21 protein-coding genes and 1 pseudogene are annotated in these 23207 nt (G+C 58.6%); 10 read left to right on the top strand and 12 right to left on the bottom strand.

The window, feature by feature from the left end; genetic code table 11:
- The first annotated feature begins 179 nt into the window (after positions 1–179).
- The gene (locus GH784_RS07115; RefSeq protein ID WP_025594597.1) at positions 180–1640 is read left to right on the top strand and encodes a M48 family metalloprotease; all 1461 of its coding nucleotides are present in this window, start codon (positions 180–182) and stop codon (positions 1638–1640) included.
- 61 nt (positions 1641–1701) lie between these two features.
- Here GH784_RS07115 and leuC read toward each other — a convergent pair whose 3' ends face one another.
- A complete protein-coding gene (gene leuC, locus GH784_RS07110) occupies positions 1702–3111 on the bottom strand; it encodes a 3-isopropylmalate dehydratase large subunit (protein ID WP_153793301.1) in 1410 nt (469 codons plus the stop codon).
- A 429-nt stretch (positions 3112–3540) separates the two neighbouring features.
- Here leuC and GH784_RS07100 point away from each other — a divergent pair, with 429 nt between their 5' ends.
- On the top strand, positions 3541–4818 hold the full coding sequence (locus GH784_RS07100; RefSeq protein ID WP_003516599.1) for an MFS transporter: 1278 nt from the start codon (positions 3541–3543) through the stop codon (positions 4816–4818).
- Positions 4819–4941: 123 nt separating this feature from the next.
- On the opposite strand, the gene GH784_RS07095 is transcribed toward GH784_RS07100, so the two are convergent.
- The 4 genes from GH784_RS07095 to rplS all read right to left on the bottom strand — a co-directional run bounded on the left by GH784_RS07095 (position 4942) and on the right by rplS (position 9916).
- The gene (locus GH784_RS07095; protein ID WP_019566020.1) at positions 4942–5904 is read right to left on the bottom strand and encodes a hypothetical protein; all 963 of its coding nucleotides are present in this window, start codon (positions 5902–5904) and stop codon (positions 4942–4944) included.
- Positions 5905–6084: 180 nt separating this feature from the next.
- Complete coding sequence (locus tag GH784_RS07090) at positions 6085–7398, bottom strand: HlyD family type I secretion periplasmic adaptor subunit (protein ID WP_019566021.1); 1314 nt, start codon at positions 7396–7398, stop codon at positions 6085–6087.
- Positions 7391–9055: a type I secretion system permease/ATPase gene (locus GH784_RS07085; RefSeq protein ID WP_236761808.1), complete on the bottom strand. Its 1665-nt coding sequence runs from the start codon at positions 9053–9055 to the stop codon at positions 7391–7393. The genes GH784_RS07090 and GH784_RS07085 overlap by 8 nt, the downstream gene beginning before the upstream one ends.
- Before the next feature lie 321 nt (positions 9056–9376).
- On the bottom strand, positions 9377–9916 hold the full coding sequence (rplS, locus tag GH784_RS07080) for a 50S ribosomal protein L19 (protein WP_003492508.1): 540 nt from the start codon (positions 9914–9916) through the stop codon (positions 9377–9379).
- A gap of 267 nt (positions 9917–10183) precedes the next feature.
- Here rplS and GH784_RS07075 point away from each other — a divergent pair, with 267 nt between their 5' ends.
- Positions 10184–10930: a sulfite exporter TauE/SafE family protein gene (locus GH784_RS07075; RefSeq protein ID WP_065705158.1), complete on the top strand. Its 747-nt coding sequence runs from the start codon at positions 10184–10186 to the stop codon at positions 10928–10930.
- On the opposite strand, the gene trmD is transcribed toward GH784_RS07075, so the two are convergent.
- From trmD to ffh, 5 genes are all read right to left on the bottom strand, one after another.
- Positions 10927–11616: a tRNA (guanosine(37)-N1)-methyltransferase TrmD gene (trmD, locus tag GH784_RS07070; protein ID WP_065705160.1), complete on the bottom strand. Its 690-nt coding sequence runs from the start codon at positions 11614–11616 to the stop codon at positions 10927–10929. The genes GH784_RS07075 and trmD overlap by 4 nt on opposite strands.
- 4 nt (positions 11617–11620) lie before the next feature.
- Complete coding sequence (gene rimM / locus GH784_RS07065) at positions 11621–12187, bottom strand: ribosome maturation factor RimM (RefSeq protein WP_003516610.1); 567 nt, start codon at positions 12185–12187, stop codon at positions 11621–11623.
- A gap of 204 nt (positions 12188–12391) precedes the next feature.
- Positions 12392–12769: a 30S ribosomal protein S16 gene (rpsP, locus tag GH784_RS07060; RefSeq protein WP_003516612.1), complete on the bottom strand. Its 378-nt coding sequence runs from the start codon at positions 12767–12769 to the stop codon at positions 12392–12394.
- 33 nt (positions 12770–12802) lie between these two features.
- On the bottom strand, positions 12803–13120 hold the full coding sequence (locus tag GH784_RS07055; RefSeq protein WP_013636924.1) for a chorismate mutase: 318 nt from the start codon (positions 13118–13120) through the stop codon (positions 12803–12805).
- An 11-nt stretch (positions 13121–13131) separates the two neighbouring features.
- The gene (gene ffh, locus GH784_RS07050) at positions 13132–14703 is read right to left on the bottom strand and encodes a signal recognition particle protein (RefSeq protein ID WP_065705162.1); all 1572 of its coding nucleotides are present in this window, start codon (positions 14701–14703) and stop codon (positions 13132–13134) included.
- A 282-nt stretch (positions 14704–14985) separates the two neighbouring features.
- On the opposite strand from ffh, the pseudogene GH784_RS07045 reads away from it, so the two are divergent.
- From GH784_RS07045 to GH784_RS07015, 7 genes and pseudogenes are all read left to right on the top strand, one after another.
- Positions 14986–16101: pseudogene (locus GH784_RS07045) on the top strand (MBL fold metallo-hydrolase).
- Between the two features lie 121 nt (positions 16102–16222).
- Entirely contained in the window at positions 16223–17125 is a 903-nt protein-coding gene (dapF, locus tag GH784_RS07040; RefSeq protein WP_065705164.1) for a diaminopimelate epimerase, read from the top strand.
- Positions 17122–18396, top strand: a complete 1275-nt coding sequence (gene mtaB / locus GH784_RS07035; protein ID WP_065705166.1) for a tRNA (N(6)-L-threonylcarbamoyladenosine(37)-C(2))-methylthiotransferase MtaB — start codon at positions 17122–17124, stop codon at positions 18394–18396. Before dapF ends, mtaB begins: the two co-directional genes overlap by 4 nt.
- A gap of 30 nt (positions 18397–18426) precedes the next feature.
- Positions 18427–19857, top strand: a complete 1431-nt coding sequence (ftsY, locus tag GH784_RS07030) for a signal recognition particle-docking protein FtsY (RefSeq protein ID WP_065705167.1) — start codon at positions 18427–18429, stop codon at positions 19855–19857.
- A gap of 2 nt (positions 19858–19859) precedes the next feature.
- Positions 19860–20510, top strand: a complete 651-nt coding sequence (locus GH784_RS07025) for a septation protein A (RefSeq protein ID WP_003516625.1) — start codon at positions 19860–19862, stop codon at positions 20508–20510.
- Positions 20507–21103, top strand: coding sequence for a DUF2585 domain-containing protein (locus tag GH784_RS07020; protein WP_003516627.1), 597 nt, complete (start codon positions 20507–20509; stop codon positions 21101–21103). The genes GH784_RS07025 and GH784_RS07020 overlap by 4 nt, the downstream gene beginning before the upstream one ends.
- Before the next feature lie 121 nt (positions 21104–21224).
- On the top strand, positions 21225–22412 hold the full coding sequence (locus GH784_RS07015; protein ID WP_065705169.1) for a GGDEF domain-containing protein: 1188 nt from the start codon (positions 21225–21227) through the stop codon (positions 22410–22412).
- 18 nt (positions 22413–22430) lie between these two features.
- On the opposite strand, the gene GH784_RS07010 is transcribed toward GH784_RS07015, so the two are convergent.
- Positions 22431–23036 carry a DsbE family thiol:disulfide interchange protein gene (locus GH784_RS07010; RefSeq protein WP_065688687.1) on the bottom strand — a complete coding sequence of 202 codons (606 nt, stop codon included), beginning with the start codon at positions 23034–23036 and terminating at the stop codon, positions 22431–22433.
- The gene (ccmD, locus tag GH784_RS07005; RefSeq protein WP_003516630.1) at positions 23033–23206 is read right to left on the bottom strand and encodes a heme exporter protein CcmD; all 174 of its coding nucleotides are present in this window, start codon (positions 23204–23206) and stop codon (positions 23033–23035) included. The genes GH784_RS07010 and ccmD overlap by 4 nt, the downstream gene beginning before the upstream one ends.
- Position 23207: the final 1 nt, after the last annotated feature.

Raw genomic sequence — 23207 nt, 5'->3', positions numbered from 1 at the left:
CGGACTTGATGGATCGTTTTTACCGTTTCGACATTCATGGCTCGTTGGGGCGAATCTGTTATTCTGGTCTGCAATTAACGGATGATCAGGAACGTTAGAGGCAGGCATAGAGAATGAGAAATAGCATGACTGCGCAGTGGAGGCTTTTCTCCCGTTCAGGCCTTCGCCGTTCGGGCAGGATGGCTGCCGTGTGTTCCGTGCTGACGGCGTCTGCCGTATTCCTGTCATCGTGTCAGTCTCTCTTCAGCCCGGCCTACCAGTCCACCTTGCGGCCTTCGGACAATCCGCAGACCGTGGAAGAGGTGCAGAAGAATGATCCCCGTGCGCAGATGGGCGCGCGCGAACATCCGCGTATTGTGGCGAGTTATGGTGGCGAATATCGTGATGCCAAGACGGAGCGGCTTGTCGCCCGTATTGCCGGCGCGCTGACGGCTGTTTCGGAAAATCCGCAGCAATCCTATCGCATCACCATCCTCAACTCGCCTGCTATCAACGCTTTTGCGCTGCCGGGGGGGTATCTTTACGTGACGCGCGGGCTTCTGGCACTCGCCAACGATGCATCGGAAGTGGCCGCCGTGCTTTCGCATGAGATGGGCCACGTTACCGCAAACCACGGCATCGAGCGCCAGCGCCGGGAAGAGGCGGAGGTGATTGCAAGCCGTGTGGTCGCCGAGGTTCTGTCGAGCGATCTCGCCGGCAAGCAGGCGCTTGCGCGCGGCAAGCTGCGGCTTGCGGCTTTTTCGCGCCAGCAGGAATTGCAGGCAGACGTGATTGGTGTGCGCATGTTGGGTGAGGCCGGCTACGACCCCTTCGCATCGCCGCGGTTTCTGGATTCCATGGCAGCCTATGCGCGTTTCTCCTCGGCTGATCCCGAAAATGACCAGAGCCTCGACTTTCTTTCCAGCCACCCCAACACGCCGCAGCGCATCGAGCTTGCACGCCGGCATGCCCGCGCCTTCGGTCAGGACGGTCAGGTCGGGGATCGTGGTCGCGACTGGTTTCTGGATGGCATAGATGGCCTGCTTTACGGCGACAGCCCGCAGGAGGGTTATGTCCGAGGCCAGACCTTCCTGCACGGAACGCTCGGTATCCGTTTCGATGTGCCGGAAGGTTTTGTCATCGACAACAAGGTCGAGGCCGTTCTTGCGACGGGTCCGGGCGATGTGGCGATCCGTTTCGACGGCGTGGCCGATCCGAAACAGACCACTCTTGCCAATTACTTGACCAGCGGCTGGGTTGCCGGCCTAATGCCGGAAACCGTGAAGGAAACGCAGATCAACGGTCTGGAGGCTGCGACAGCCCGTGCGACGGCGGACAAATGGGACTTTGACGTTACCGTCATCCGTGTCGGTCAGCAGATATTCCGCTTCCTGACGGCCGTGCCGAAGGGGAACACGCAGCTCGATTCCATCGCCAACGTGTTGCGAACGAGTTTCCGCAAGATGACGCCGCAGGAGATCGCATCGTTAAAACCTCTGCGCGTGCGCGTGGTGACGGTCAAGCCCGGTGAAACCGTGGCAACGATTGCCGCACGTATGATGGGGACCGACCGCAAGCTCGACATGTTCCGCATGATGAATGCGATGAGCGCCACCGCCACGCTTCAGCCCGGCCAGCGGGTGAAGATCATTGCGGAATGAGATGCTAACAAAAAACCCCGGATTGTGATCCGGGGTTTTTCGTTTCAGACGTTATCGATAATTACCGCCACTCGCGCACATCGACGAAATGACCGGCGATGGCCGCCGCCGCTGCCATGGCGGGGGAGACGAGGTGGGTGCGGCTCTTATAGCCCTGGCGGCCCTCGAAGTTGCGGTTCGAGGTGGAGGCGCAACGTTCGCCAGGCTTGAGGCGGTCGTCATTCATGGCAAGGCACATGGAGCAGCCCGGTTCGCGCCATTCGAAACCGGCTTCGAGGAAAATCTTGTCCAGACCTTCCTTTTCCGCCTGCTCCTTCACGAGACCGGAGCCGGGCACGATCATGGCCGAGACGGTGGGCGCGACCTTGCGGCCGTCGACGATCTTTGCCGCTGCGCGCAAATCCTCGATACGGCCATTGGTGCAGGAGCCGATGAAAACGCGGTCGATGGCGATATCGGTGATGCGCGTGCCGGGTTTCAAGCCCATATAATCCAGCGCACGCCACTTGGAAGTACGCTTGTTTTCTTCCTCGATATCATCCGGATTGGGAACGATGCCCTCGACGGACGTCACGTCCTCAGGCGATGAGCCCCAGGAGACGATCGGCGGCAGATTGGCGGCGTCCAGCACCACGATCTTGTCGTAATGGGCGCCTTCATCGGATTTCAGCGTTTTCCAGTAGGCGATGGCCTGTTCCAACGTCTCGCCCTTTGGCGCGCGCGGCTTGTCCTTGATGTAGTCGAAGGTGGTCTCATCAGGCGCGATCAGACCTGCACGGGCGCCGCCCTCGATGGTCATGTTGCAAACCGTCATGCGGCCTTCCATGGAGAGCGAGCGGATCGCCTCACCGGCATATTCAATCACATGGCCGGTGCCGCCCGCTGTGCCGATCTCACCGATAATGGCGAGGATGATGTCCTTGGCGGTGACGCCTTCCGGAACCTTGCCATCGACACGCACCAGCATGTTCTTGGCCTTTTTCTGGATCAGCGTCTGGGTCGCCAGCACATGCTCCACTTCCGACGTGCCGATGCCGTGCGCCAGCGCGCCGAAAGCACCATGGGTGGAGGTGTGGCTGTCGCCGCAAACAATCGTCATGCCCGGCAGGGTGAAGCCCTGTTCCGGGCCAACGATGTGGACGATGCCCTGACGCTTGTCGCGCTCGGAATAATATTCGACACCGAAATCCTTGGCATTCTGCGCAAGCGCTTCCACCTGGATACGGCTTTCCTCGTTCTTGATGCCTTCCAGCCGGTCGGCTGTGGTTGGCACGTTATGATCGACGACGGCAAGCGTGCGGGTGGGCGAATGAACCGGACGGCCGGCGATGCGCAGGCCTTCAAAGGCCTGCGGGCTCGTCACCTCATGGACCAGGTGACGGTCGATATAGAGAAGACAGGTTCCGTCCGGGTCACGATTGACGACGTGGTCGTCCCAGATCTTGTCGTATAAGGTGCGGGGTGCGCTCATGGCTCTATGCCTTGTCATGGAAAGGTAAAATCAGGGTTCAGTAAGGCGGTGGACAGCGGGTGCTGTCAGGCGAGCCTAAGTCGGCTGTTGAGCGCCCCGGAAATGCGCGCAAAAAACCGTGCCGGCAGACGCTTGTGGTCCTGCAGCACATAAACATTCTGCGCGAGACATCCGAATTTAGATCCCATGGCGGTCTTCATAGCAGATTGCCGGTTTCGCGGCAATATGAATGCGCGCAGACCGTAAAACGGTGACCCGGCGGCTTTGATGTGCGCCGCATCATGCACTCAGGGCATTTAAAATGCCGGTTTCGCAGCCTTTTCGGCATTGGTTATGATGCAATGCAACTTGCGTATCTTGCGGCGCACATATAGATGGGTCCCCTTATCATTTGCATTTCGACGAGCAATCGAAGGGAGGGAAAAGCACATGGTATCGGAAAAATCCCTAATCTCGAAGATCACCTGGCGGCTGATGCCGTTTCTTGGCCTTCTCTATCTCATCGCCTATATCGACCGGCAGAATGTCAGCTATGCCAAGCTGCAGATGGTCGATGCGCTGAGCCTCAGCGAATATGCCTACGGACTTGGCGCTTCGCTGTTCTTCATCGGCTATTTCCTCTTTGAGGTTCCGAGCAACCTTTTCCTCAACCGTTTCGGCGCCAGCAAATGGTTCGCCCGCATTCTGGTGTCCTGGGGTGCCGTCACCATCGCGCTTGCCTACACGCAGAATGCGACGATGTTCTACATCCTGCGCTTCCTGCTCGGGCTTTGCGAGGCCGGTTTCTTCCCGGGCGTGCTGTTCCTGATGACGCTGTGGTTCCCGCGCGATTATCGCGGCCGCATGATCGGCCTGTTCATGATCTTCAGTGCGCTTGCCAATGCCATCGGCGCACCGCTTGGCGGCATGCTGCTCGATCTCGATGGTTTCCTCGGTTATGCTGGCTGGGAATGGGTGTTCCTGGCGACGGGTATTCCCGCCGTGATCGCCGGTATCGTTACCTTCTTCTATCTGGACGATACGCCGGAAAAGGCGAAGTTCCTGACGCAGGCCGAGAAGGACTGGTTGAAGAACCGCCTGGCCGAAGAAAACAAGGGCATGGAAGAGCATGCGGAGGACGGCTTCAAGGCGCTGATCAATCCGCGCGTGCTGTTCATGGCGCTCTGCTATGTCGGCTTTCCGCTGGCGGCCTATGGTCTCAGCTACTGGCTGCCGACGATCGTAAAGAGCTTCGGCGTTTCCAACACCGCCAACGGCTTCATCAATATCATCCCCTGGGTGATCGTGGCCGTCGCTCTCTTCGTCGTGCCCCTGGCGGCTGACAAGGCAAAAAACAAAACGCCTTATATCGTCGGCCCTGCCTTCGTCGGCGCGTTTTGCCTGCTGATGTCGGCGCTGCTCAGCGATCCGGTATTGCAGTTCGCCTTCCTTTGCATCGCCGCTGCGGGCATTTTTGCCGGCCAGCCGGTGTTCTGGAGCCTGCCCGGCCGCTTCCTCAAGGGAGCCGGTGCTGCTGCCGGCATCGCCGCCATCAATTCCGTCGGCAATCTCGGTGGTTTCGTGGCGCAGAACGTGGTGCCCTGGATCAAGGACCAGACCGGCAGCACCATTGCGCCGATGTTCTTCCTTGCCTTCTGCCTGGCGCTGGCAGGTGTGCTCGTCATCATCGCGGCGCGAAAAATGGGCAATCAGGCCGAGGCCGCCTGATCTGCAAGATTGCGGCAGCCGGCATAATTTCCGAACCGCCGCATATGTAAAAAATCATGGCCCGGATATGTCCGGGCCATGATCCATTTAAACGGTAACCGATGAAATTCTCTTCGAGAGAAATTACGCCGTAAACCAATCGCTGCCGGTCAGGTGAACGCCGGAGAGAATGATCTTCTCACCCTTGTGCTCGCCAGTAACGTTGTAGCTAAGGACGGTATCGTTATCATAGGTCGAAACCGCCCAGTTATCGATCACTGTACCGACCAGCTTGAGCTTGTCCATGGAGGCGTTGAAGCCTTCGATGGTATCTGTGGCAAAGCTCTTCGCCATGTCACCCAGATTGAAGACGAAGGTATCGGCGCCACCGCTTGCGATGATGTGGTCGATGCCCTTGCCACCGGTGACCAGCGACGAAGCGAGCTTTACACCGCTCAGGTCGATAGAGTCGTTACCCGCACCGGCATCGATCTTGACGGAGGTGTAGCTGCCGTCGGTGATACCAGCACCACCATTCACAGCGCCGGTATTGGCGGCAAGACCGCCCGTGCCCGCAGCCGACGTGTCATTGAAGGCAGCGCCGGCCTTGACGGTGATCGTGTCGTTGCCTGCGCCGGTGTCGATGTTGAAATTGTTGACCCAGGTCTTTTCGTTCGAAACGACAGATACGGTAACCGTGTCGTTGCCTGCGCCGGTCGTGATGTTACCGCGCTTGGCATTGAGAACTTCAACGGTGGACGAACCGGTGCCGCCGAGGTGAACGTCTACCTGTACGAAATCCTTGAACTTAAGGTTTTCAGAGGTGTCAGACTGGGCGAGAGCGTTCTTCACCGAATTCCATGCCGAGGATACGTCAAATGTGAAGCCGTTTGCGTTGGGGTCGTAGCCGACATCGACAGTGCCACCAGCACCGGTACCGGCAACCGCCACAGCGCCAACGCTGACAGCGCCTGAATCGAGCGTAGAGCCGTTTTTGACCTGTGCTGTGGATTCCGTGAGGAGCTTATATGCTTCCTGATCGATCAGGCTGGTGAGCGACGAAACCGATGCCGCGCCGCCATTACCGAAAGTTACTTTTAACGCCATTTTACTCTCCTATAAATTTTTGAGAATTCGATGTATCGAAATTAAATTTAATAAATATTGCGGGTGATAATTAGTACATTATAAATGGCAAGACAATATGAGAAATTGTTTTTTTTGGAAAAATTCTCGCTCTTGGTGTATTTGCGAATCGTTTCTAAGAAAACATGTAATGTAAGTCTTTTATTCCTGCAGGAACGTCTTTCTAAGCCTGTCCTGGAACGGTTTGACAAAATAGGAAAGAACGCTTCTTTCGCTTGTCTGTATGAAGACTTCGGCCGGCATGCCCGGATACAACCGTCCACCTGGTATATGGTCCATTCCAGTTTTGCTCGGCTTGATGCGCAGTGCGTAAAATGACGCCCCGCTTCGGGAATCTGTCTGCAAGTCCGGGGCGACGACTGCGACTTCAGCGCTTACATCCGGCGTCGTGCTCTGATTGAAAGCCGTGAACCGAATGGTCACTGGCTGCCCGACATAGATTTGGTCTATGTCGTTTGGAAGAACATTGGCGTCGATTGCAAGATCTTCCTTTGCCGGCACCACCAGCATAAGCACTTCGCCCGGCTGGATGACGCCGTTTATGTTGTGTACCGACAGCTGGTAGATACGCCCCGCAATCGGCGAGCGAATATCGAGGCGGTCGAGCTGGTCGCGTGTTGCCGCAAGCCGTTCCTCGTATTCCGCAACGGTGGCTTCGATTGACGTCAGATCTTTTGTGACCTCGGACTTGCGGTCCTCGTCAAGCTGAAGCGACTGCAAGTCCATTTCGCTCAGCTTGCCTACCGTCTGCGCACGCGCGGCCATATACTGGCCCTGCTGACCTTCGAGATTGGAAAGCTGCCGCTTGAGAAGGTTGAGGCGCTGAAGCGTTACCAGCCCCTTGGCATATAGCTCCCGTGTCTTTGAGACGTCTTCCCTTACGATAGCAAGTTCATTGTTGGTCGCCTCAATCTGCACGTCCATGCCCCGCGCTTCATCGGCTAGCTGATCCTTGCGCGTTACCAATTGCTTCTTCATGCCGATCAGTGCACTGCGACGGCTGTTGAAAAGGTTCTGCTCACTGTCGATGAATGTTTTGGCAGCTTTCGAATTGGTCAAGACGGCCAGATCTTCCGGCGTTGTGAAAGAGGTGGCGTCGGAGATTTCGGCACGCAGACGCGCGCGGCGTGCATAAAGCTGCGCGAGCGTATTTTCGACAATGGACAGGTTTGCCTGAACGATCGTGCCACTCAGCCGCAGCAAAACCTGACCGGCCTCCACCGTGTCACCTTCCGCAACATTGATCTGGCTGACAATACCGCCGGAAAGGTGCTGAATTTTCTTGGAGTTGCCTTCGACAACGACCCGGCCCGTGGCGACGACCGCCCCCGAAAGCTTCGCGAGAGCCGCCCAGCCACCCAGGCCGAAAAGAAGGCCGGCAGCAAGAACGACTACGGCGGTTGAGTGTTTGACGATAGATGTTTTCGTCACGCCGGTTTTTTCTCCCTCAACCATTTTCACCCACCCGGCTTTCCAGCTTACGTACTTCTTCTTCTGTTTCCGGCACCTGGCGAATATTTTGACGCAGGATTTGCGCAAGCACCTCTTCCTTGGTGCCGAAGCGAAGCATGCGGCCATTGCTCATCACCATCACAAGATTGACGCTTTCGATGGCGCTCGGACGATGGGCAATGACGACCACGATGCCGCCTCGCGCCCTTATGTCGCCAATGGCGTTGCGCAAGGCTGCCTCGCCTTCGCTGTCCAGATTGGAGTTCGGCTCATCGAGGATGACAAAGAAGGGATCCCCGAAAAGCGCCCGCGCCAGGCCGATGCGCTGTTTTTGCCCGCCTGACAATGCCTCTCCTCGGTCGCCGATATAGGTGTCGTAACCGTGGGGCAGGTTCAGGATGAGATCATGAACCTGAGCGGCCTTGGCTGCCGAAACGATGGCTTCCGCCGTTGCGTCACGGTCGAAGCGCGCGATATTTTGCGCGACCGTGCCTGGCATCAGCTCCACCTGCTGGGGCATGTAACCGATGGATTTACCGAGAACCTCGAAATCCCACTGGTTCAGTCCGGCGCCATCGAAGCGCACGGAGCCGCGCTCATAGGGCCAGATACCGGTTATCAAACGTGCCAGCGTGGATTTACCGGAAGCGCTCGGCCCAATGATGCCAAGGCCATCGCCCGCGTTCAACGTGAAGGAAATATCGGCCACGGTATCTCGCGCACCATTGGGCGGACCGCCGGTCACGCGATCGATGGCAACGGTATATTTCGGTGGCGGCAGGGAAAGCGGCTGTGCGGGTTCCGGTACGAGTTCGAGAAACTCGTTGATGCGTTTCCAGCCCTGTCGCGCAGTCATGAAGCTGCGCCAGTTTGCAATTGCGTGTTCGACAGGGCCCAGCGCTTTGGCCGAGAGGATGGAGCCTGCGATGATGCTACCCGCTGACGCATGCCCCTCGATAACCAGCAGGGCGCCGATTGCCATCACACCCGACTGTAACAAAAGGCGGAATGTTCGGGAAATTGCGGCGAGCATGCCCGCCGTGTCCGACGTCGAGAGTGTGACGGCGCGGTAATTGGAGTGCAGATCGTCCCACATCGACGTCACCGCATTCATCATGCCCATGGTTCTTATGGACTCGATGTTGCGCTGGCTGCTGCCGACGAGTGCATTTCTCTGTCCGCGCACGGTGTAGGCCTGTTTGGTCGCCCTTTCGGTCAGCCAGTTGGTTATGAGCGTCAACACGACAAGGACCAGGGCGCCGCCAAGCACGGCAAAACCGATCCAGGGATGCAAGGCAAAACAGATCAGCAGATAGATGGGCAGCCAGGGAATATCAAAGAAAGCTGCTGGTCCCGGCCCGGACAAGAATTGACGTATCTGATCGAGATCGCCGACGATCTGCAGCCCGTCTACCTTGCCATAGGCGGCAAGTGGTGCGCTGATTGATGCCCTGAAGAGCTTCTGATTGAGCTCGTCGTCCATATTGTCCGAGATGCGAGCCAATATCCGGCCGCGCAGAGCATCGAACCCCACGAGAAAGGCATAGAGAATAACCAGCAGAACAACGAGAGCGACAAGAGAAGGAATACTCTTGCTCGGCAGAATCCGGTCATAAACCTCCAGCATGAAAAGTGAGCCGGAAAGGTTGAGAATATTCATGAGTGCGCTGGCAAGGCCGACAGCGAAGAAAGCGCGCTTATTTTTTGTTAAAAAAGAATTAAAAAAAAACATATCAACACCTAAAACTGCGCGAAAATTGCACAATAAGTGAAACTAGGCAATGCTATTAGAGAATGTTCTAAATAAATTAGGCAAAGAGATAAGTGGCAATACGACTTTGATCTTGATCTGTCGATACGGAGATGGGGTCGAAGGCTGGACGTGACGCTATGTCGCCCACCAGAGTGTTATGGCGCAACGATGCAACAAAAAAGGCGGTCCAAAGACCGCCTTCTCCGTAAATCCATCAAAATGGAAATCTTATTCCGCTGCAGTTTCCGCAGCCTTTGCTGCTTCTTCCGCTGCCTTGGCTTCTGCTGCTTCGGCTGCTGCCTTTTCGGCGGCGAGAGCCTGTGCTGCTGCTACCTTTTCAGCTTCCAGACGTGCCTTTTCTTCGGCGACTGCCTGGCGCTCGGATTCGTTCAGCTTGCGGGCGCGCGTACCGGTGTTTTCAACGATACGGGCAGCCTTGCCGCGACGATCGCGCAGGTAGTAGAGCTTCGCGCGGCGAACCTTACCGCGGCGAACGATTTCAACGCCTTCGACCAGCGGGGAGTAGATCGGGAATACGCGCTCGACGCCTTCGCCGTAGGAGATCTTGCGAACGGTGAAGCTCTCGGAAAGGCCGCCGCCTGAACGGGCGATGCAAACGCCTTCGTAAGCCTGAACGCGGGTACGGTTACCTTCGGTAACGCGCACGTTGACGCGCAGCGTGTCGCCCGGAGAAAACTCAGGCAGGGTGCGCTTCGCTTCGATCTTGGCAGCCTGTTCGGCTTCCAGCTGCTGAATGATATTGGTCATGTTAACCTCTGATTTCTTCTGAAACAGCCAGAGCGCTCAACGTTTCGTCTGTCGGTCAATGCCTTCAGACCATGCCGTGCGGCAGGAGCGGGTTCGCCATTCTTTGCTTGCGGTTAAAGGGGAAAACCCCAATTCCACGCGGGCACATACACGAGGCAGCGGCATTTGTCATCCCTTCATGACAATATTTTATCAATTGTGGGCGACGTACGGGCTGTTGCGAAGGTGCGTTTCCCCGGTTATGGCATGGAAACCTTGGGAGGGGCCATGTCCGTACTTATTATCATGATGCTGTTTGCGACCGGCTTTCTATCTGGCGTGGTCAATGCGATCGCCGGTGGCGGCACCTTTTTGACCTTCGGGGCGATGACGCTTGCAGGCCTGCCGCCGATTGTCGCCAATGCCACGTCGGCGATCGTGCAGTTTCCCGGTTACATCACCTCCGTGATCGCCTACGGGCCTGAAATCCGCGCCCACTGGCGCGAGGCGATCCTCCTGTCGGCCGTCTCCATCGTCGGCGGGCTGGCGGGGTCGCTTTTGCTCCTGTCGCTCGACAACCCCTCCTTCCGCCAGCTTGTGCCATGGTTGCTTCTGGCCGCAACCGTTGTTTTTGCCGCTGGCCCGTGGCTGCGACCGAAGGCCAGTGCCGAGCGTTCACCCGGTAATGTGCCGAGCCTCTTCTTTCAGTGGCTCGCCTCCATCTATGGTGGTTTTTTCGGGGCGGGCATGGGCATCATGATGCTGGCCATCCTCGGAATGACCTCGGGTGGCAGCTATCATCATCTGAATGCCCTGAAGAACCTGCTCTCGGTGGTGATCGCGATCATCGCCATTACGATCTTCGTCAGCGGCGGCGTCGTTTCCTGGTGGGCCGCCCTCATCATGTTCCCGGCGGCCGCGCTTGGCGGATATGTGGGAGTGCACACGGCAAGGCGGGTGCCGCAGTGGATCATCCGCTGGCTGGTCATTGCAGTCGGGCTGGTGCTGACGGCCTATTATTTCGTCTCGGTTTAAACCTTGGCCTTTTCCAGCAGGTCGGGCCGTCTTTCCTTCGTCAACGCCAGCGCCTGCTCGTGCCGCCATTTGTCGATGACGGCGTGATTGCCCGAGGTGAGAACGGCTGGGATGTCGCGGCCTTCCCAGACCTGCGGACGGGTGTAGTGCGGATGCTCCAGAAGCCCACCCTCGAAGCTTTCATGCACGCCTGAGAGATCGTTGCCCATGACGCCCGGCAGAATGCGGACAATGGCGTCCAGAAGCGTCAGCGCGGCCGGCTCGCCGCCGGAGAGAATGTAATCGCCGATCGACACTTCCTCCAACCCGCGCGCATCTATGACCCGCTGGTCGACGCCTTCGAAGCGTCCGCACACGATAATCGCGCCGTCGCCTGCCGCCAGTTCGCGCACTCGGTCCTGCGACAGTGGCCTGCCGCGCGGGCTCATCAGCAGACGCGGTCGCGTATCTCCATCTGAAACATTGTCGATGGCTGCGGCCAGAATGTCGGGTTTCAGCACCATGCCGGCGCCGCCGCCTGCCGGGGTGTCGTCCACGCTTCTGTGCCTGTCGGTGGCGAATTCACGGATCTGCACGGCCTCAAGCGACCATTGCTCGCGCTCCAGCGCCTTGCCCGCCAGCGAATATCCGAGATGCCCGGGAAACATTTCCGGGTAGAGCGTCAGAACGGTAGCCTTGAACGTCATGGCCTTATTTCTTGCCGAAAGGCGATGCGCCGGTTTCGTCTTTGTCGTCCGGATTGTCGATCAGGCCAGCAGCCATGGGATCGATGAGAATGCGTCTCGCCTCCAGATCGATTTCAAGCACGGCTGCTTCCGAAAAGGGGATGAGGGCGGGACGGCGGCCCGCACCTTTCAGCTCCAGGAGGTCGCCTGCGCCGAAATCGTAAACGGCGCTGACGGCGCCATAGCTTTTGCCTTCGGCATCGACGGCTTCCAGCCCTTCGAGGTCGGCATAATAAAATTCGTCGTCGTCCAGCTCATCGTCCGGCAGATTGTCGCGTTCGATGAACAGTTCGAGCCCGTTCAGGCTTTCCGCCGCATTGCGGTCGTTGATACCCCTGAAGCGGACGACAACCACATTCTTGCCCTCGCGGACTTCCAGAATTTCGAAGACGCGGCCATCGGCGCTCACCAGATTACCGTAATCGCCGAGCGCCATCGGTTCGTCCGTATAGGTGCTGACGCGGACTTCGCCGCGCAATCCCTGTGCGCCGCCGATCTTTGCCATGAGTATCGGGTTTTCCAGCTTTGCCATCGGGCCGTCCGTCTTCTGGTGTTGGTTGCGTCTGGTTTACAGCATCAGCGTGAAAATCGGAATCGATTTTCACAGTGCACGATGCGCAGATCCAACGCGTTAGAGCATAGTTCCTGACGCTCTAAAGTTTGTTGATACCAAAATAAACAAAAAACGGGCGGCATGGAAAACCACGCCACCCGTTCTCTAAAATTCTATTGCAGATTATTCTGCAGCAGAAGCTTCTGCTGCGGCAGCAGCGGCGTCTTCAGCCTTCTGCTTCTTTTCTGCAACGCGTTCCAGAGCGCGCTTGCCCGGCAGTGCCTTTTCCGGGTTGCTGCGAGCGGCGCGATCGGCAAGGCCTGCCTCTGCGAGGAAGCGCAGAACGCGGTCGGTCGGCTGTGCGCCCTTGGCGATCCATTCCTTGATGAGGTCAGCCTTCAGCTCGATGCGCTGCGGGTTGTCCTTGGCGAGCATCGGGTTCCAGGAACCGACCTTCTCGAGGAAACGGCCGTCGCGGGGCGAACGGGCGTCAGCAACGACGATCTGGTAGTACGGGCGCTTCTTGGAACCACCGCGTGCGAGACGAATTTTAAGTGCCATGTTATTTACTCCTTGAGATAGCTTGCCCGCCGGTTAGGCGGTCTTTTCATTACCGCCATGTTCGGCGGCTATTGCTTCATGATGCCGGATGACTTCCTTGATGACGAAGTTTAGAAACTTCTCGGCGAAATCCGGATCCAGATTTGCATCCTTTGCCAGACGGCGAAGGCGTTCGATCTGGTATTCCTCGCGCGCCGGGTCCGCCGGCGGCAAATTGTATTTTGCCTTCAGCACGCCCACCGCCTTGGTACAGCGGAAACGTTCGGCAAGAATGTGAACCAGTGCGGCATCGATATTGTCGATCGACTGGCGGTATTCGGAAAGCTGGGCTTTCACTTCTGCGTTGTTCACTGGCGTCGCCCTCACTTCTTTTTCGGGAAGCCGGGCAGGCCCGGCATGCCGCCAAGACCCGGCAGCTTTGTCCCGCCCAGACCGGGTAGCCCGCCGGGCAGACCACCGAGACCGGGCATTGCGCCCGGCTTGCCAAGACCGGCAGCTTCAGCCTGTTTTTGAAGTGCTTCGAGCTGCTTCGGGTCGATGTTCGACAGATCAGGCATGCCGCCGCCCATCATGCCACCAAGCCCCATCTTGCCCGCAAGGCCGCCCATCATCTGCTTCATGATGCCGCCCTTGCCCTTGCCGCCCATGGCTTTCATCATGTCGGCCATGCCACGGTGCATCTTCAAGAGCTTGTTGATTTCGGCGGCATCGGTTCCGGAACCGGCGGCGATGCGCTTTTTGCGGCTGTGTTTGAGGATATCGGGATTGGCGCGTTCGGCCTTGGTCATCGACGAGATGATGGCGATCTGGCGGTCGAACATCTTGTCGTTGAGGCCTGCGGAAGCCATCTTGTCCTTCATGCCGGCCATGCCGGGCATCAGCCCCATGATACCGCCCATGCCACCCATCTTCTTCATCTGGGCAAGCTGGTCGGAGAGATCGTTGAGGTCGAACTTGCCCTTGGCCATCTTCTCGGCCATGGCACGGGCTTTTTCCGCATCGATGTTTTCGGCAGCCTTCTCGACCAGCGAAACGATGTCGCCCATGCCGAGAATACGGTCGGCGATACGGCGCGGATGGAACTCGTCGAGTTCGTTCATGCGCTCGCCGATACCGATCAGCTTGATCGGCTTGCCGGTGACGGCGCGCATGGAGAGGGCCGCACCACCGCGCCCGTCGCCATCCATACGGGTGAGCACGAGACCGGTGATGCCGACGCGCTCATCGAAATTGCGCGCCAGATTGACGGCGTCCTGACCGGTCAGCGAATCCGCGACCAGCAGGATTTCATGCGGGTTGGACTTCTTCTTGATGTCGGCCATTTCCAGCATCAAGGGTTCGTCGATATGGGTGCGGCCGGCGGTGTCGAGAATGACGACGTCATGGCCGCCGAGCTTGGCGGCCTGCACGGCGCGTGCGGCGATATCTGTCGGCGACTGGCCGGCGATGACCGGCAGCGTATCGACACCGGTCTGCACGCCCAGCTGGCGAAGCTGTTCCTGTGCGGCCGGACGACGCGTGTCGAGAGATGCCATCAGCACCTTCTTCTTGTCGCGGTCGGTCAGGCGCTTGGCGATCTTGCCTGTGGTCGTGGTCTTGCCCGAACCCTGCAGACCCACCATCATGATGACGACGGGGGCGGCCGCATGCAGGTCGATTGAGACGCCTTCGGTGCCGAGCATCTCGACAAGTTCGTCATGCACGATCTTGACGACCATCTGGCCGGGCTTGATGGATTTCAGAACGGCTGCGCCGACAGCCTTTTCACGCACCCTGTCGGTGAAGGAACGCACGACTTCCAGCGCAACGTCCGCTTCCAGAAGCGCACGGCGAACCTCACGCAGGGCGGCGGCAACATCGGCTTCCGTCAGCGCGCCACGGCCGGTCAGTCCATTCAGAATGGAACCAAGGCGGTCCTGGAGGTTTTCAAACATCGTTTCTTCCTTCTTCGTTCCGGGATCTCCGAAACGTCGGTGCTTTCGCTGCCAAAAACAAGACGCAAAGCCAAAAAGCACCCGAGGGCGCATCGCGCTGTCGGGTGTTGACCTCCGGGATCTCTTTATACCTTTGCGGGTCCCGGTCGGCGGCTTGGAGTCATGAAACTGCCAGCTGATTGGCCGCGATAAACAGGAAAGTGCCGTGAAAGTCAAGACAGTGCCGGTTTTCATGCGGCAAAGCATGCCTTGTCATCTTTACGTGATCAGACGAAAGCTGCGATGGCGGTGCTTGAACGGCGTCGCCTGGCTTCTTATACCTTTCCCATGAAACGTCGAAACTTCTTTCGTTTTTCCGCACTTGGTCTGCTTGCTCTTGCGGGCGGCGGCCTGTTTGCGCGCCGCTCTAACGCCAGCGCCTATTATAGTGGGCCGGTCTCCGATCATTTCGACGGGGTGCGTTTCTTCAATCCCGGCGGCTCGCCGCCCGGCAATTTCATGGGCCTCCTGAAATGGCGCTTCAACGGCGAGCGCGCCACGTGGCCGGAAAACTATCCCAGCCCGTTTCCGTTCGCAAAGCCGGAACCCCGCATCGACGGCAAGGACATTCGCGTCACCTTCGTCGGTCACGCCTCCTTTCTTATCCAGACGGCAGGGCTGAATATTCTCATCGATCCGGTGTGGTCGCAGCGTACCAGCCCGTTCAGCTTCGCCGGTCCCAAACGCGTCAACCCGCCGGGCATCCGTTTTGAGGATTTGCCGCCTATCGATCTGGTGCTGGTGACGCATAATCACTACGACCATCTGGATATGGAAACGCTGAAGCGCCTGCATGTCGCGCACAAGCCGCTTTTCATCACGCCGCTTGGCAATGACGCCATCATCCGCACCGGCGTCGAGGCAGCGCGCATCAAGGTGGGGGACTGGGGCGATGTCCTTGAGATTGGTTCGGTCAAAATTCATTTCGAGCCGTGCCACCATTGGTCGGCGCGTGGGCTGAACGACCGGCGCATGGCGCTGTGGGCTGCCTTCGTCATCGAAACGCCTTATGGCAAGATTTATCATATCGGCGATACCGGCTTCCACGACGGCCTCAATTATCACGCCGCGCGCAAGAAACACGGTGAGTTCCGTCTCGCCAACCTGCCTTTCGGCGCCTATGAGCCGCGCTGGTTCATGAAGGGCCAGCACCAGAACCCTGCGGAAGCCGTGGAAGGCATGAAGATCTGCGGTGCGGCACATGTCTGCGGCCACCATTGGGGCACTGTGTAACTAACCGATGAAGCGGTCGAAGCTCCTCTTGTCGCGCTGAAGGCAGCGCTTGCTGAGCAGGGGATAGACGAGAGCCGCTTCCAGCCCATGCGGCCCGGCGAAGTCTTCGACGTACCTTCCGCCTGAGCGGCTCAGCGGTTTGCGCCGCAACAGTCTGGTAATTTGCCGTCCTTTCCGCCATATAGAGCGAAAGTGCGGGCAAAGCCCGTCTTTATTCCGGTTTCAGGTGGTTTTCAGGTTCAGTACGATGGCGGATACGGTCGAATTTGCGAAGATGAACGGGCTTGGCAACAAGATCCTCGTTGTCGACATGCGCGGCCGCAGGGATATGGTGACGCCTTCGGCGGCCATCGCGCTCAATGCCGATCCCGCCACGCAGTTCGATCAGATCATGGCGATCCACGATCCGCGTGTCGGCGGCACCGATGCATTCATCGATATCCTTAATTGCGACGGCACGAAGGCGCAGGCCTGCGGCAACGGCACGCGCTGCGTGGTGCAGGCGCTGTCCTCTGAAACCGGCAAGACCACCTTCACCTTCCAGACGGTGGCGGGCATCCTGAACGCCGTTGAGCATGAAGACGGCATGATTTCCGTTGATATGGGCCTGCCGCGTTTTCGCTGGAGCGACATTCCGCTTTCTGAAGAGTTCCACGATACGAGCCGCATCGAGTTGCAGATCGGGCCGATCGACGCGCCAATCCTGCATTCGCCCGCCGTCATGTCCATGGGAAACCCGCACGCCATTTTCTGGGTGGATCGCGATCCGATGGAGTTCGATCTGGAGCGCTTCGGCCCGCTTCTGGAAAACCACCCGATGTTCCCTGAAAAGGCCAATATCACCCTGGCGCAGGTTATTTCCGACAGTGCGCTTCGCACCCGCACCTGGGAGCGCGGCGCCGGGCTGACGCTCGCCTGCGGTTCTGCCGCATGTGCCGCTGCCGTTTCCGCTGCGCGCACCGGCCGCACGGGCAGGAAAGTCACCATCGATGTCGCCTCCAGCCCCGTGCGTGTGCCGCTGACAATTGAATGGCGCGAGGACAACCACGTCATCATGACGGGGCCGGCCGAATGGGAATGGTCCGGCATGGTCGATCCCATCAACGGCACCTGGTCGCGCGATGCCGTGGCTGAGCAGGGGGCCATATGAGCGGCGTCGAGGTCATAACCTTCGGCTGCCGTCTCAATACCTATGAATCGGAAGTGATGCGGGGGGAGGCCGAAAAGGCCGGGCTCAACAATGCCGTCTTGGTCAATACCTGCGCGGTGACGGGCGAGGCGGTGCGCCAGGCGCGCCAGGCCATCCGTCGGGCAAGGCGCGACAATCCGCATGCGCGCATCATCGTGACCGGCTGTGCTGCCCAGACTGAAAAACAGATCTTTGCCGAGATGCCCGAAGTGGATGCGGTGCTGGGCAATGAGGAAAAGCTGAAAAGCGCCTCCTATCGCGCACTGCCGGATTTCGGCGTTTCGGCGGAAGAAAAGCTGCGCGTCAACGACATCATGAGCATCAAGGCGACGGCGCCGCAGATGGTCAAGCACATTGACGGGCATGTCCGTGCCTTCATTCAGGTGCAGAACGGCTGCGACCATCGCTGTACCTTCTGCATCATTCCCTATGGGCGGGGCAATTCCCGCTCCGTGCCGATGGGCGCTGTGGTCGAGCAGGCGCGCAGGCTGGTGGAAAGCGGCTATTGCGAAATCGTCCTGACCGGGGTGGATGCTACCAGCTACGGTGCCGACCTGCCGGGCGAACCTTCGCTAGGGCTTCTTGCCAAAACATTGCTGAAGCAGGTGCCGGAAATCTTGAGACTTCGGCTATCCTCGATCGACAGCATCGAGGCCGACCACCATCTGATGGATCTGATTGCCGGTGAGGCGCGTTTCATGCCGCATCTTCACCTGTCCCTCCAGCATGGCGACGACATGATCCTGAAACGCATGAAACGCCGTCATTTGCGGGCCGATGCCATCCGTTTCTGTCACGAGGTGCGGTCGCTCCGGCCGGATATCGCATTCGGTGCTGATATGATCGCAGGTTTTCCGACCGAGAACGAAGAGATGTTCGAAAACGCCGCGACGCTTGCGGAAGAATGCGGCATTTCCAGCCTGCACGTATTTCCCTACAGCCCGCGTTCCGGCACGCCGGCGGCGCGTATGCCGCAGCTCGACCGTGCGCTGGTGAAGGAGCGGGCGGCGAGGCTTCGCGAACGTGGCGAGGCACTCAGGCTCGTGCATCTGCAAAATATGGTTGGTTCGACGCAAACGATCCTCGTTGAAAACACCGGTTTTGCGCATACCGACAATTTCACGCTGGTGGCGGCGCCCGATCTTCTCACGCGCACTCTTGCGCAGGTTGAGATTACCGGCCACAACGGCAAACATCTGAACATGAAGCTTCTCGCAGCGGACGCGGCCTGAAGCGGCACAGGAAAAGACACGGGAACGACCATGGCCCTCGGCTTCATCAAAAAAGTCTTTTCTTTCGGCAAGGACAAGGCCGGGACTGACGGCAAGCCGCAAGAGGATTCCGCGCTTGAACGCGCCAGAGAAAATGTCTCTTTCGATGAGGCGCTGAGCGAAGCCGAAGCGCATCCCATTGTCGAAAAAGACCCTGTTTCCGAACTCGAGATCGAGACGGCCGGTGGGCCCGCTCCGGATGCCGATGCGGCCCTTTCCGATGACCAGGAGGAAGAGGACGCGCCACTTCTGCCCGGTGCCGAGCAGGCCGGAGACATCGGCGTTGTTCCGCTGTCGCTGTTGCAGGCCGAAGCCGCCGCCGAAGAACAGGCCGAGGTTTTGCCCGAAGCTGCCGATGCCGTGCTCGATGCAGATGCGATGGATGCGCTGCTCGATGAGGCGGAGGCTGCCGGTGCCGTTGAGCCCTCTGCCGTTTCGCCGATCTTGCCGAAAGGTTTTGCGGCGGCAAGCGAGCGCGAAGAGCCTGTCGCCGAAGCGCCGCAGCCGAAGCTCAGCTGGTTCCAGCGCCTGCGGGCCGGGCTTGCGCGCACCTCCTCGCAACTTACCACCCAGATTTCGGCGCTGTTCACCAAGCGCAAGCTGGATGAGGATACGCTCGACGAACTGGAAGACCTTCTCATCCAGTCGGATCTGGGTGTCGAGACCGCCATGCGCATCACCGGCGCCCTGTCTTCGGAACGTTACGGCAAGGATGTCAGCGGCGAGGACGTGGCGCGCATCATGGCAGGTGAGATCACCAAGGTCCTGAAACCTGTCGCCAAGCCGCTGGAACTCGATCTTTCACACAAGCCGCATGTCATTCTCGTCGTCGGCGTGAACGGCACCGGCAAAACCACGACCATCGGCAAGCTCGCCTCCAAGCTCTCGGGCTCTGGCCTCAAGGTCATGCTCGCGGCCGGCGATACGTTCCGTGCGGCGGCAATCGAGCAGCTCAAGATCTGGGCGGATCGCACCGGCTCGCAATTCATCGGCACCAAGCTCGGTGCGGATGCCTCGGGTCTCGCTTACGACGCCTATGAGCAGGCGCGTGCGCAAAAAAGCGATGTGCTCATCATTGATACTGCCGGCCGTTTGCAGAACAAGACGGAGCTGATGGCGGAGCTGGAAAAGATCGTGCGCGTGCTCGGCAAGCTCGATCCCGATGCGCCGCATACCGTGCTTCAGACACTGGACGCCACGACCGGGCAGAACGCCTTGAACCAGGTGGAGATATTCCGCAATGTTGCGGGTGTTTCGGGCCTGATTATGACAAAATTGGATGGCACGGCGCGGGGCGGTATCCTCGTGGCCATTGCCGCCAAACACAAGCTGCCGGTGTATTTCATTGGTGTGGGTGAAGGCGTGGACGATCTGGAGCCCTTCGAGGCGGAAGATTTCGCCAAAGCCATTGCGGGAGTTTGAGTATGGATATTGAAAGCAATTCCAAGGAAAGCGAAAAGATGGTGGCGGAAATCAGCCCGCTCCTGAAATTCGTGCTCGAGCTTGGCCCGCTTATGGTGTTCTTTTTCGCCAATTCCCGCGGCGAATGGCTGGCCTCCACTTTTCCGGTACTGACGGAGTTCGGCGGGCCGATCTTCATCGCCACCGGCCTGTTCATGATCGCAACCGCAATTGCGCTTTCCGTCTCATGGATGCTGACACGCAAGCTGCCGATCATGCCGCTGATATCAGGCATCGTGGTTCTCGTGTTCGGTGCGCTGACGCTGTGGCTGCAGAACGATACCTTCATCAAGATGAAGCCAACCATCGTCAATGCGCTGTTCGGCGTCATTCTGCTGGGCGGCCTGTTTTTCGGCCAGTCGCTGCTTGGCTATGTCTTCAATTCGGCCTTCAGGCTGAACGATGAGGGCTGGCGCAAGCTGACGCTGCGCTGGGGCGTGTTCTTCCTCTTTCTCGCCGTGCTGAACGAGGTGGTCTGGCGCATGTTCTCAACCGACGCATGGGTTGCGTTCAAGGTGTGGGGCACGATGCCGATCACGATCATCTTCACCATGGCGCAAATGCCGCTCGTCATGCGTCATTCGCTCGAACCGCTGAACAAGGACGAAAAATGACAGTTGCAGAGATGCCGGCTTCCCGTCCGCGCTCGTTCAAATGGTTCGGTGTCGCCGCCGGACTTCTTCTCCTGCAGATCGTCATCCTCTATGCCATGGGCCGCATTCCCATTTGCGAATGCGGTTATGTGAAGCTGTTCGAACCCGGTGTGAACACGCCGGGCAATTCCCAGCATCTTGCCGACTGGTACACGCCCTCACACATTATCCACGGCTTCCTGTTTTACGGGCTCGCCTGGCTGCTGTTTCGCAAGAAACCCCTTTCCATGCGGCTTTCTTTTGCGGTTTTGATAGAGGCAGCGTGGGAAATTCTCGAAAACTCGCCGCTCATTATCGATCGTTACCGCACGGCGACCATGGCGCTGGGTTATACCGGCGACAGCATCCTGAACTCCGCTATGGACACCGTTTTCATGGCGCTGGGTTTCCTCTTCGCCGCCCGCGTGCCGGTGTGGCTGACGGTTGTGATCGCCATCTTCTTTGAAATCTTCACCGGCTGGCTGATCCGCGATAATCTGACGCTGAACGTAGTGATGCTTGTCTGGCCCGTCGAAGCGATCAAGCAATGGCAGAACGCGCTCCCGCCAATGTGAAGATATCTGCCCGTACGTGCGTCGGAAAGGCACGAAAACCCTGCGTTATATGCAAGTTTTCTTAAGGGCATTGCGGTAGTGTCCGGGCTCAAAGGCTCGTCTTTCCGTCCGGCAGAACACTGTGCAAGATAATTTCGCCTACCTTCTCCCCTTCATCATGCTGACATTCGGTGTGGTATTCCTGTTCCTGCAGAGGACCGGCCACGCTTCGGCGCGATATTGGGGTTTCGGATATCTTTCGGCGGCGTTTGGTTTTGCCGCACCTCTGGTGCTTGGCGGCTTGCCCTTCGAAGTACAGGCGATCGTCTCGAACCTGTTGTTTTTCTCTGCCTTTTTTCTCTACGGCCATGCGCTGCTTACCCATTTCGGACGGCCGCTTTATACGACGACGCGACTGTCGATCGTGGCTGCGGCGGTTTTGCTGGTCTCGTTCCATGTCTTCGTCACACCGGATCTGAAACGTGAGCTGGTCATCGGTGATCTTGTCTGCGCCCTGCTGCTCGCCATCCCGGTCTGGATCGTGCGGAAGCGACCCCTGGCGCTTGCAGACAGGCTGATGGTGGCGATTGCGTCACTCGTGGTGCTCGAAACGCTGGTGCGCATCGGCATGTTGCTGGTGATGACGCCGAACGGTTCGATGATCGAACTCAGTGAATTCTTCGAATCCGACTATGCTTTCTACATGCAGCTTGCCGCGAGCATATTCGGCTTTCTCCTTGCGCTATCCGTACTCGCGAGCCAGATTTCCGTGACTGTCGACCGGCACCTGCAAGCGGCTGAGCACGATCCGCTGACCGATGTGCTGAACCGCCGTGGGTTCGACCGGCGCGTTCCCGATTTTCGCAGCGGGACACCAATAGGCGCAGTAATTGCGTGCGACATAGATCATTTTAAGCGTATCAACGATGACTATGGCCACGCCGCCGGTGATATCGTTCTCATCGGCCTTTCAGACCTTCTCAGGAAAAGCGCGCGTAGCGACGCTCTGGTGGCGCGTTTCGGTGGCGAGGAATTCGTGGTTTTCCTGCCCGGCCACACCGCCGCCGCGGCCGGTCACCTTGCCAATGCCATGCGTTTGAACCTTCTGTCGCTGGATTGGCGTAGCCGTGGCGTGGCCACCAAGGTCACGGCGAGCTTCGGCGTTTCAGCTGTCGCGAGGGGAGATCATTCAATTCACGATGCGATCAAACGCGCTGACGACAGCCTGTATGCGGCAAAGCGTGGTGGCCGCAATCAGGTCGTGCTTGAAGGGATGGGTTTGCAGGCGACAGCCGAAGGGCCGTCGCTAAGGGTGATTTCCAAGGTATAATACCGTTCGGCGCGCGGGCTACTTTCCGGCCGCAGCGGTGATCGCCGGCAATAAATCCCGCTCGACGCTGCGGGCATCGAAGGGGCCGACCTTTTTGTAGAGGATCGTGCCGTCGGCGCCGACCAGATAGCTTTCAGGGATACCATAGACACCCCAGTCGATCGCGGCCTTGCCGTTCGGGTCGACGCCTATCGCGGCAAAGGGATTGCCGAGTTCGCCGAGAAAACGAAGCGCGTTGTCCGGTTTGTCCTTATAGTTGATGCCGACGACGGTGATGCGTTTGTCTTTCGCCAATTCCTGAAGGATGGGATGCTCCTGACGGCACGGAATGCACCAGGAGGCGAAGACGTTGACCAGCGTCAGCTTACCCTTGACGGCGGCCTCGTTGAGGGCCGGCAGGTTTGAGCCTTCCAGCGGCGGCAGCGACAGTGCGGGCGCCTTGGTTCCGATGAGCGCCGATGGAATGGCGCTGATATCCAGCCCGTTGACGTCCTGATCGTAGAGCATCTTGCCGGCGATAATGGCAAAACCGCCGAAAAGCAGAAGCGGCAGAAGCGCCAGGGCATATCGTGTGCGCCCCGTGCTTTTGGCTTTGGTGTTCTGGTCCTGGCTGGCCTGCGTCATCGGGTTTCACCCGCAGAAGCGGCTTTTGCCCTGCGGCGCACGCCGGATGCTTCCAGTTCTTTCAGTTCCCGTTTGCGCGCCTGACCATCCAGGATGACCCAGGCGATGAGACAGAGGACAACAAGGCCGGTCGCCGCATAGGACATGCCGATATAAAAGGCGTGTGTCATG

It is taken from the genome of Agrobacterium tumefaciens, from assembly GCF_009649785.1.
GTDB lineage: Bacteria > Pseudomonadota > Alphaproteobacteria > Rhizobiales > Rhizobiaceae > Agrobacterium > Agrobacterium tumefaciens.
The sequence above is the reverse complement of the archived record's forward strand: the minus strand, read 5'-3'. Positions and strand labels throughout refer to the sequence as shown.

What these genes read in the sequence shown, in the direction of transcription:
- rimM (WP_003516610.1), bottom strand. Translation starts at nt 12,187, where the DNA reads ATGGCAAAGCTGGAAAACCCGATACTCATGGCAAAGATCGGCGGCGCA.
- ffh (WP_065705162.1), bottom strand. Translation starts at nt 14,703, where the DNA reads ATGTTTGAAAACCTCCAGGACCGCCTTGGTTCCATTCTGAATGGACTG.
- trmD (WP_065705160.1), bottom strand. Translation starts at nt 11,616, where the DNA reads ATGACGTTCAAGGCTACCGTTCTGACGCTCTACCCGGAAATGTTTCCC.
- GH784_RS07095 (WP_019566020.1), bottom strand. Translation starts at nt 5,904, where the DNA reads ATGGCGTTAAAAGTAACTTTCGGTAATGGCGGCGCGGCATCGGTTTCG.
- GH784_RS07100 (WP_003516599.1), top strand. Translation starts at nt 3,541, where the DNA reads ATGGTATCGGAAAAATCCCTAATCTCGAAGATCACCTGGCGGCTGATG.
- GH784_RS07010 (WP_065688687.1), bottom strand. Translation starts at nt 23,036, where the DNA reads ATGACGCAGGCCAGCCAGGACCAGAACACCAAAGCCAAAAGCACGGGG.
- dapF (WP_065705164.1), top strand. Translation starts at nt 16,223, where the DNA reads ATGGCGGATACGGTCGAATTTGCGAAGATGAACGGGCTTGGCAACAAG.
- rpsP (WP_003516612.1), bottom strand. Translation starts at nt 12,769, where the DNA reads ATGGCACTTAAAATTCGTCTCGCACGCGGTGGTTCCAAGAAGCGCCCG.
- ccmD (WP_003516630.1), bottom strand. Translation starts at nt 23,206, where the DNA reads ATGACACACGCCTTTTATATCGGCATGTCCTATGCGGCGACCGGCCTT.
- GH784_RS07075 (WP_065705158.1), top strand. Translation starts at nt 10,184, where the DNA reads ATGTCCGTACTTATTATCATGATGCTGTTTGCGACCGGCTTTCTATCT.
- rplS (WP_003492508.1), bottom strand. Translation starts at nt 9,916, where the DNA reads ATGACCAATATCATTCAGCAGCTGGAAGCCGAACAGGCTGCCAAGATC.
- GH784_RS07025 (WP_003516625.1), top strand. Translation starts at nt 19,860, where the DNA reads ATGGATATTGAAAGCAATTCCAAGGAAAGCGAAAAGATGGTGGCGGAA.
- ftsY (WP_065705167.1), top strand. Translation starts at nt 18,427, where the DNA reads ATGGCCCTCGGCTTCATCAAAAAAGTCTTTTCTTTCGGCAAGGACAAG.
- GH784_RS07085 (WP_236761808.1), bottom strand. Translation starts at nt 9,055, where the DNA reads ATGAATATTCTCAACCTTTCCGGCTCACTTTTCATGCTGGAGGTTTAT.
- GH784_RS07115 (WP_025594597.1), top strand. Translation starts at nt 180, where the DNA reads ATGGCTGCCGTGTGTTCCGTGCTGACGGCGTCTGCCGTATTCCTGTCA.
- GH784_RS07020 (WP_003516627.1), top strand. Translation starts at nt 20,507, where the DNA reads ATGACAGTTGCAGAGATGCCGGCTTCCCGTCCGCGCTCGTTCAAATGG.
- mtaB (WP_065705166.1), top strand. Translation starts at nt 17,122, where the DNA reads ATGAGCGGCGTCGAGGTCATAACCTTCGGCTGCCGTCTCAATACCTAT.
- leuC (WP_153793301.1), bottom strand. Translation starts at nt 3,111, where the DNA reads ATGAGCGCACCCCGCACCTTATACGACAAGATCTGGGACGACCACGTC.
- GH784_RS07090 (WP_019566021.1), bottom strand. Translation starts at nt 7,398, where the DNA reads ATGGTTGAGGGAGAAAAAACCGGCGTGACGAAAACATCTATCGTCAAA.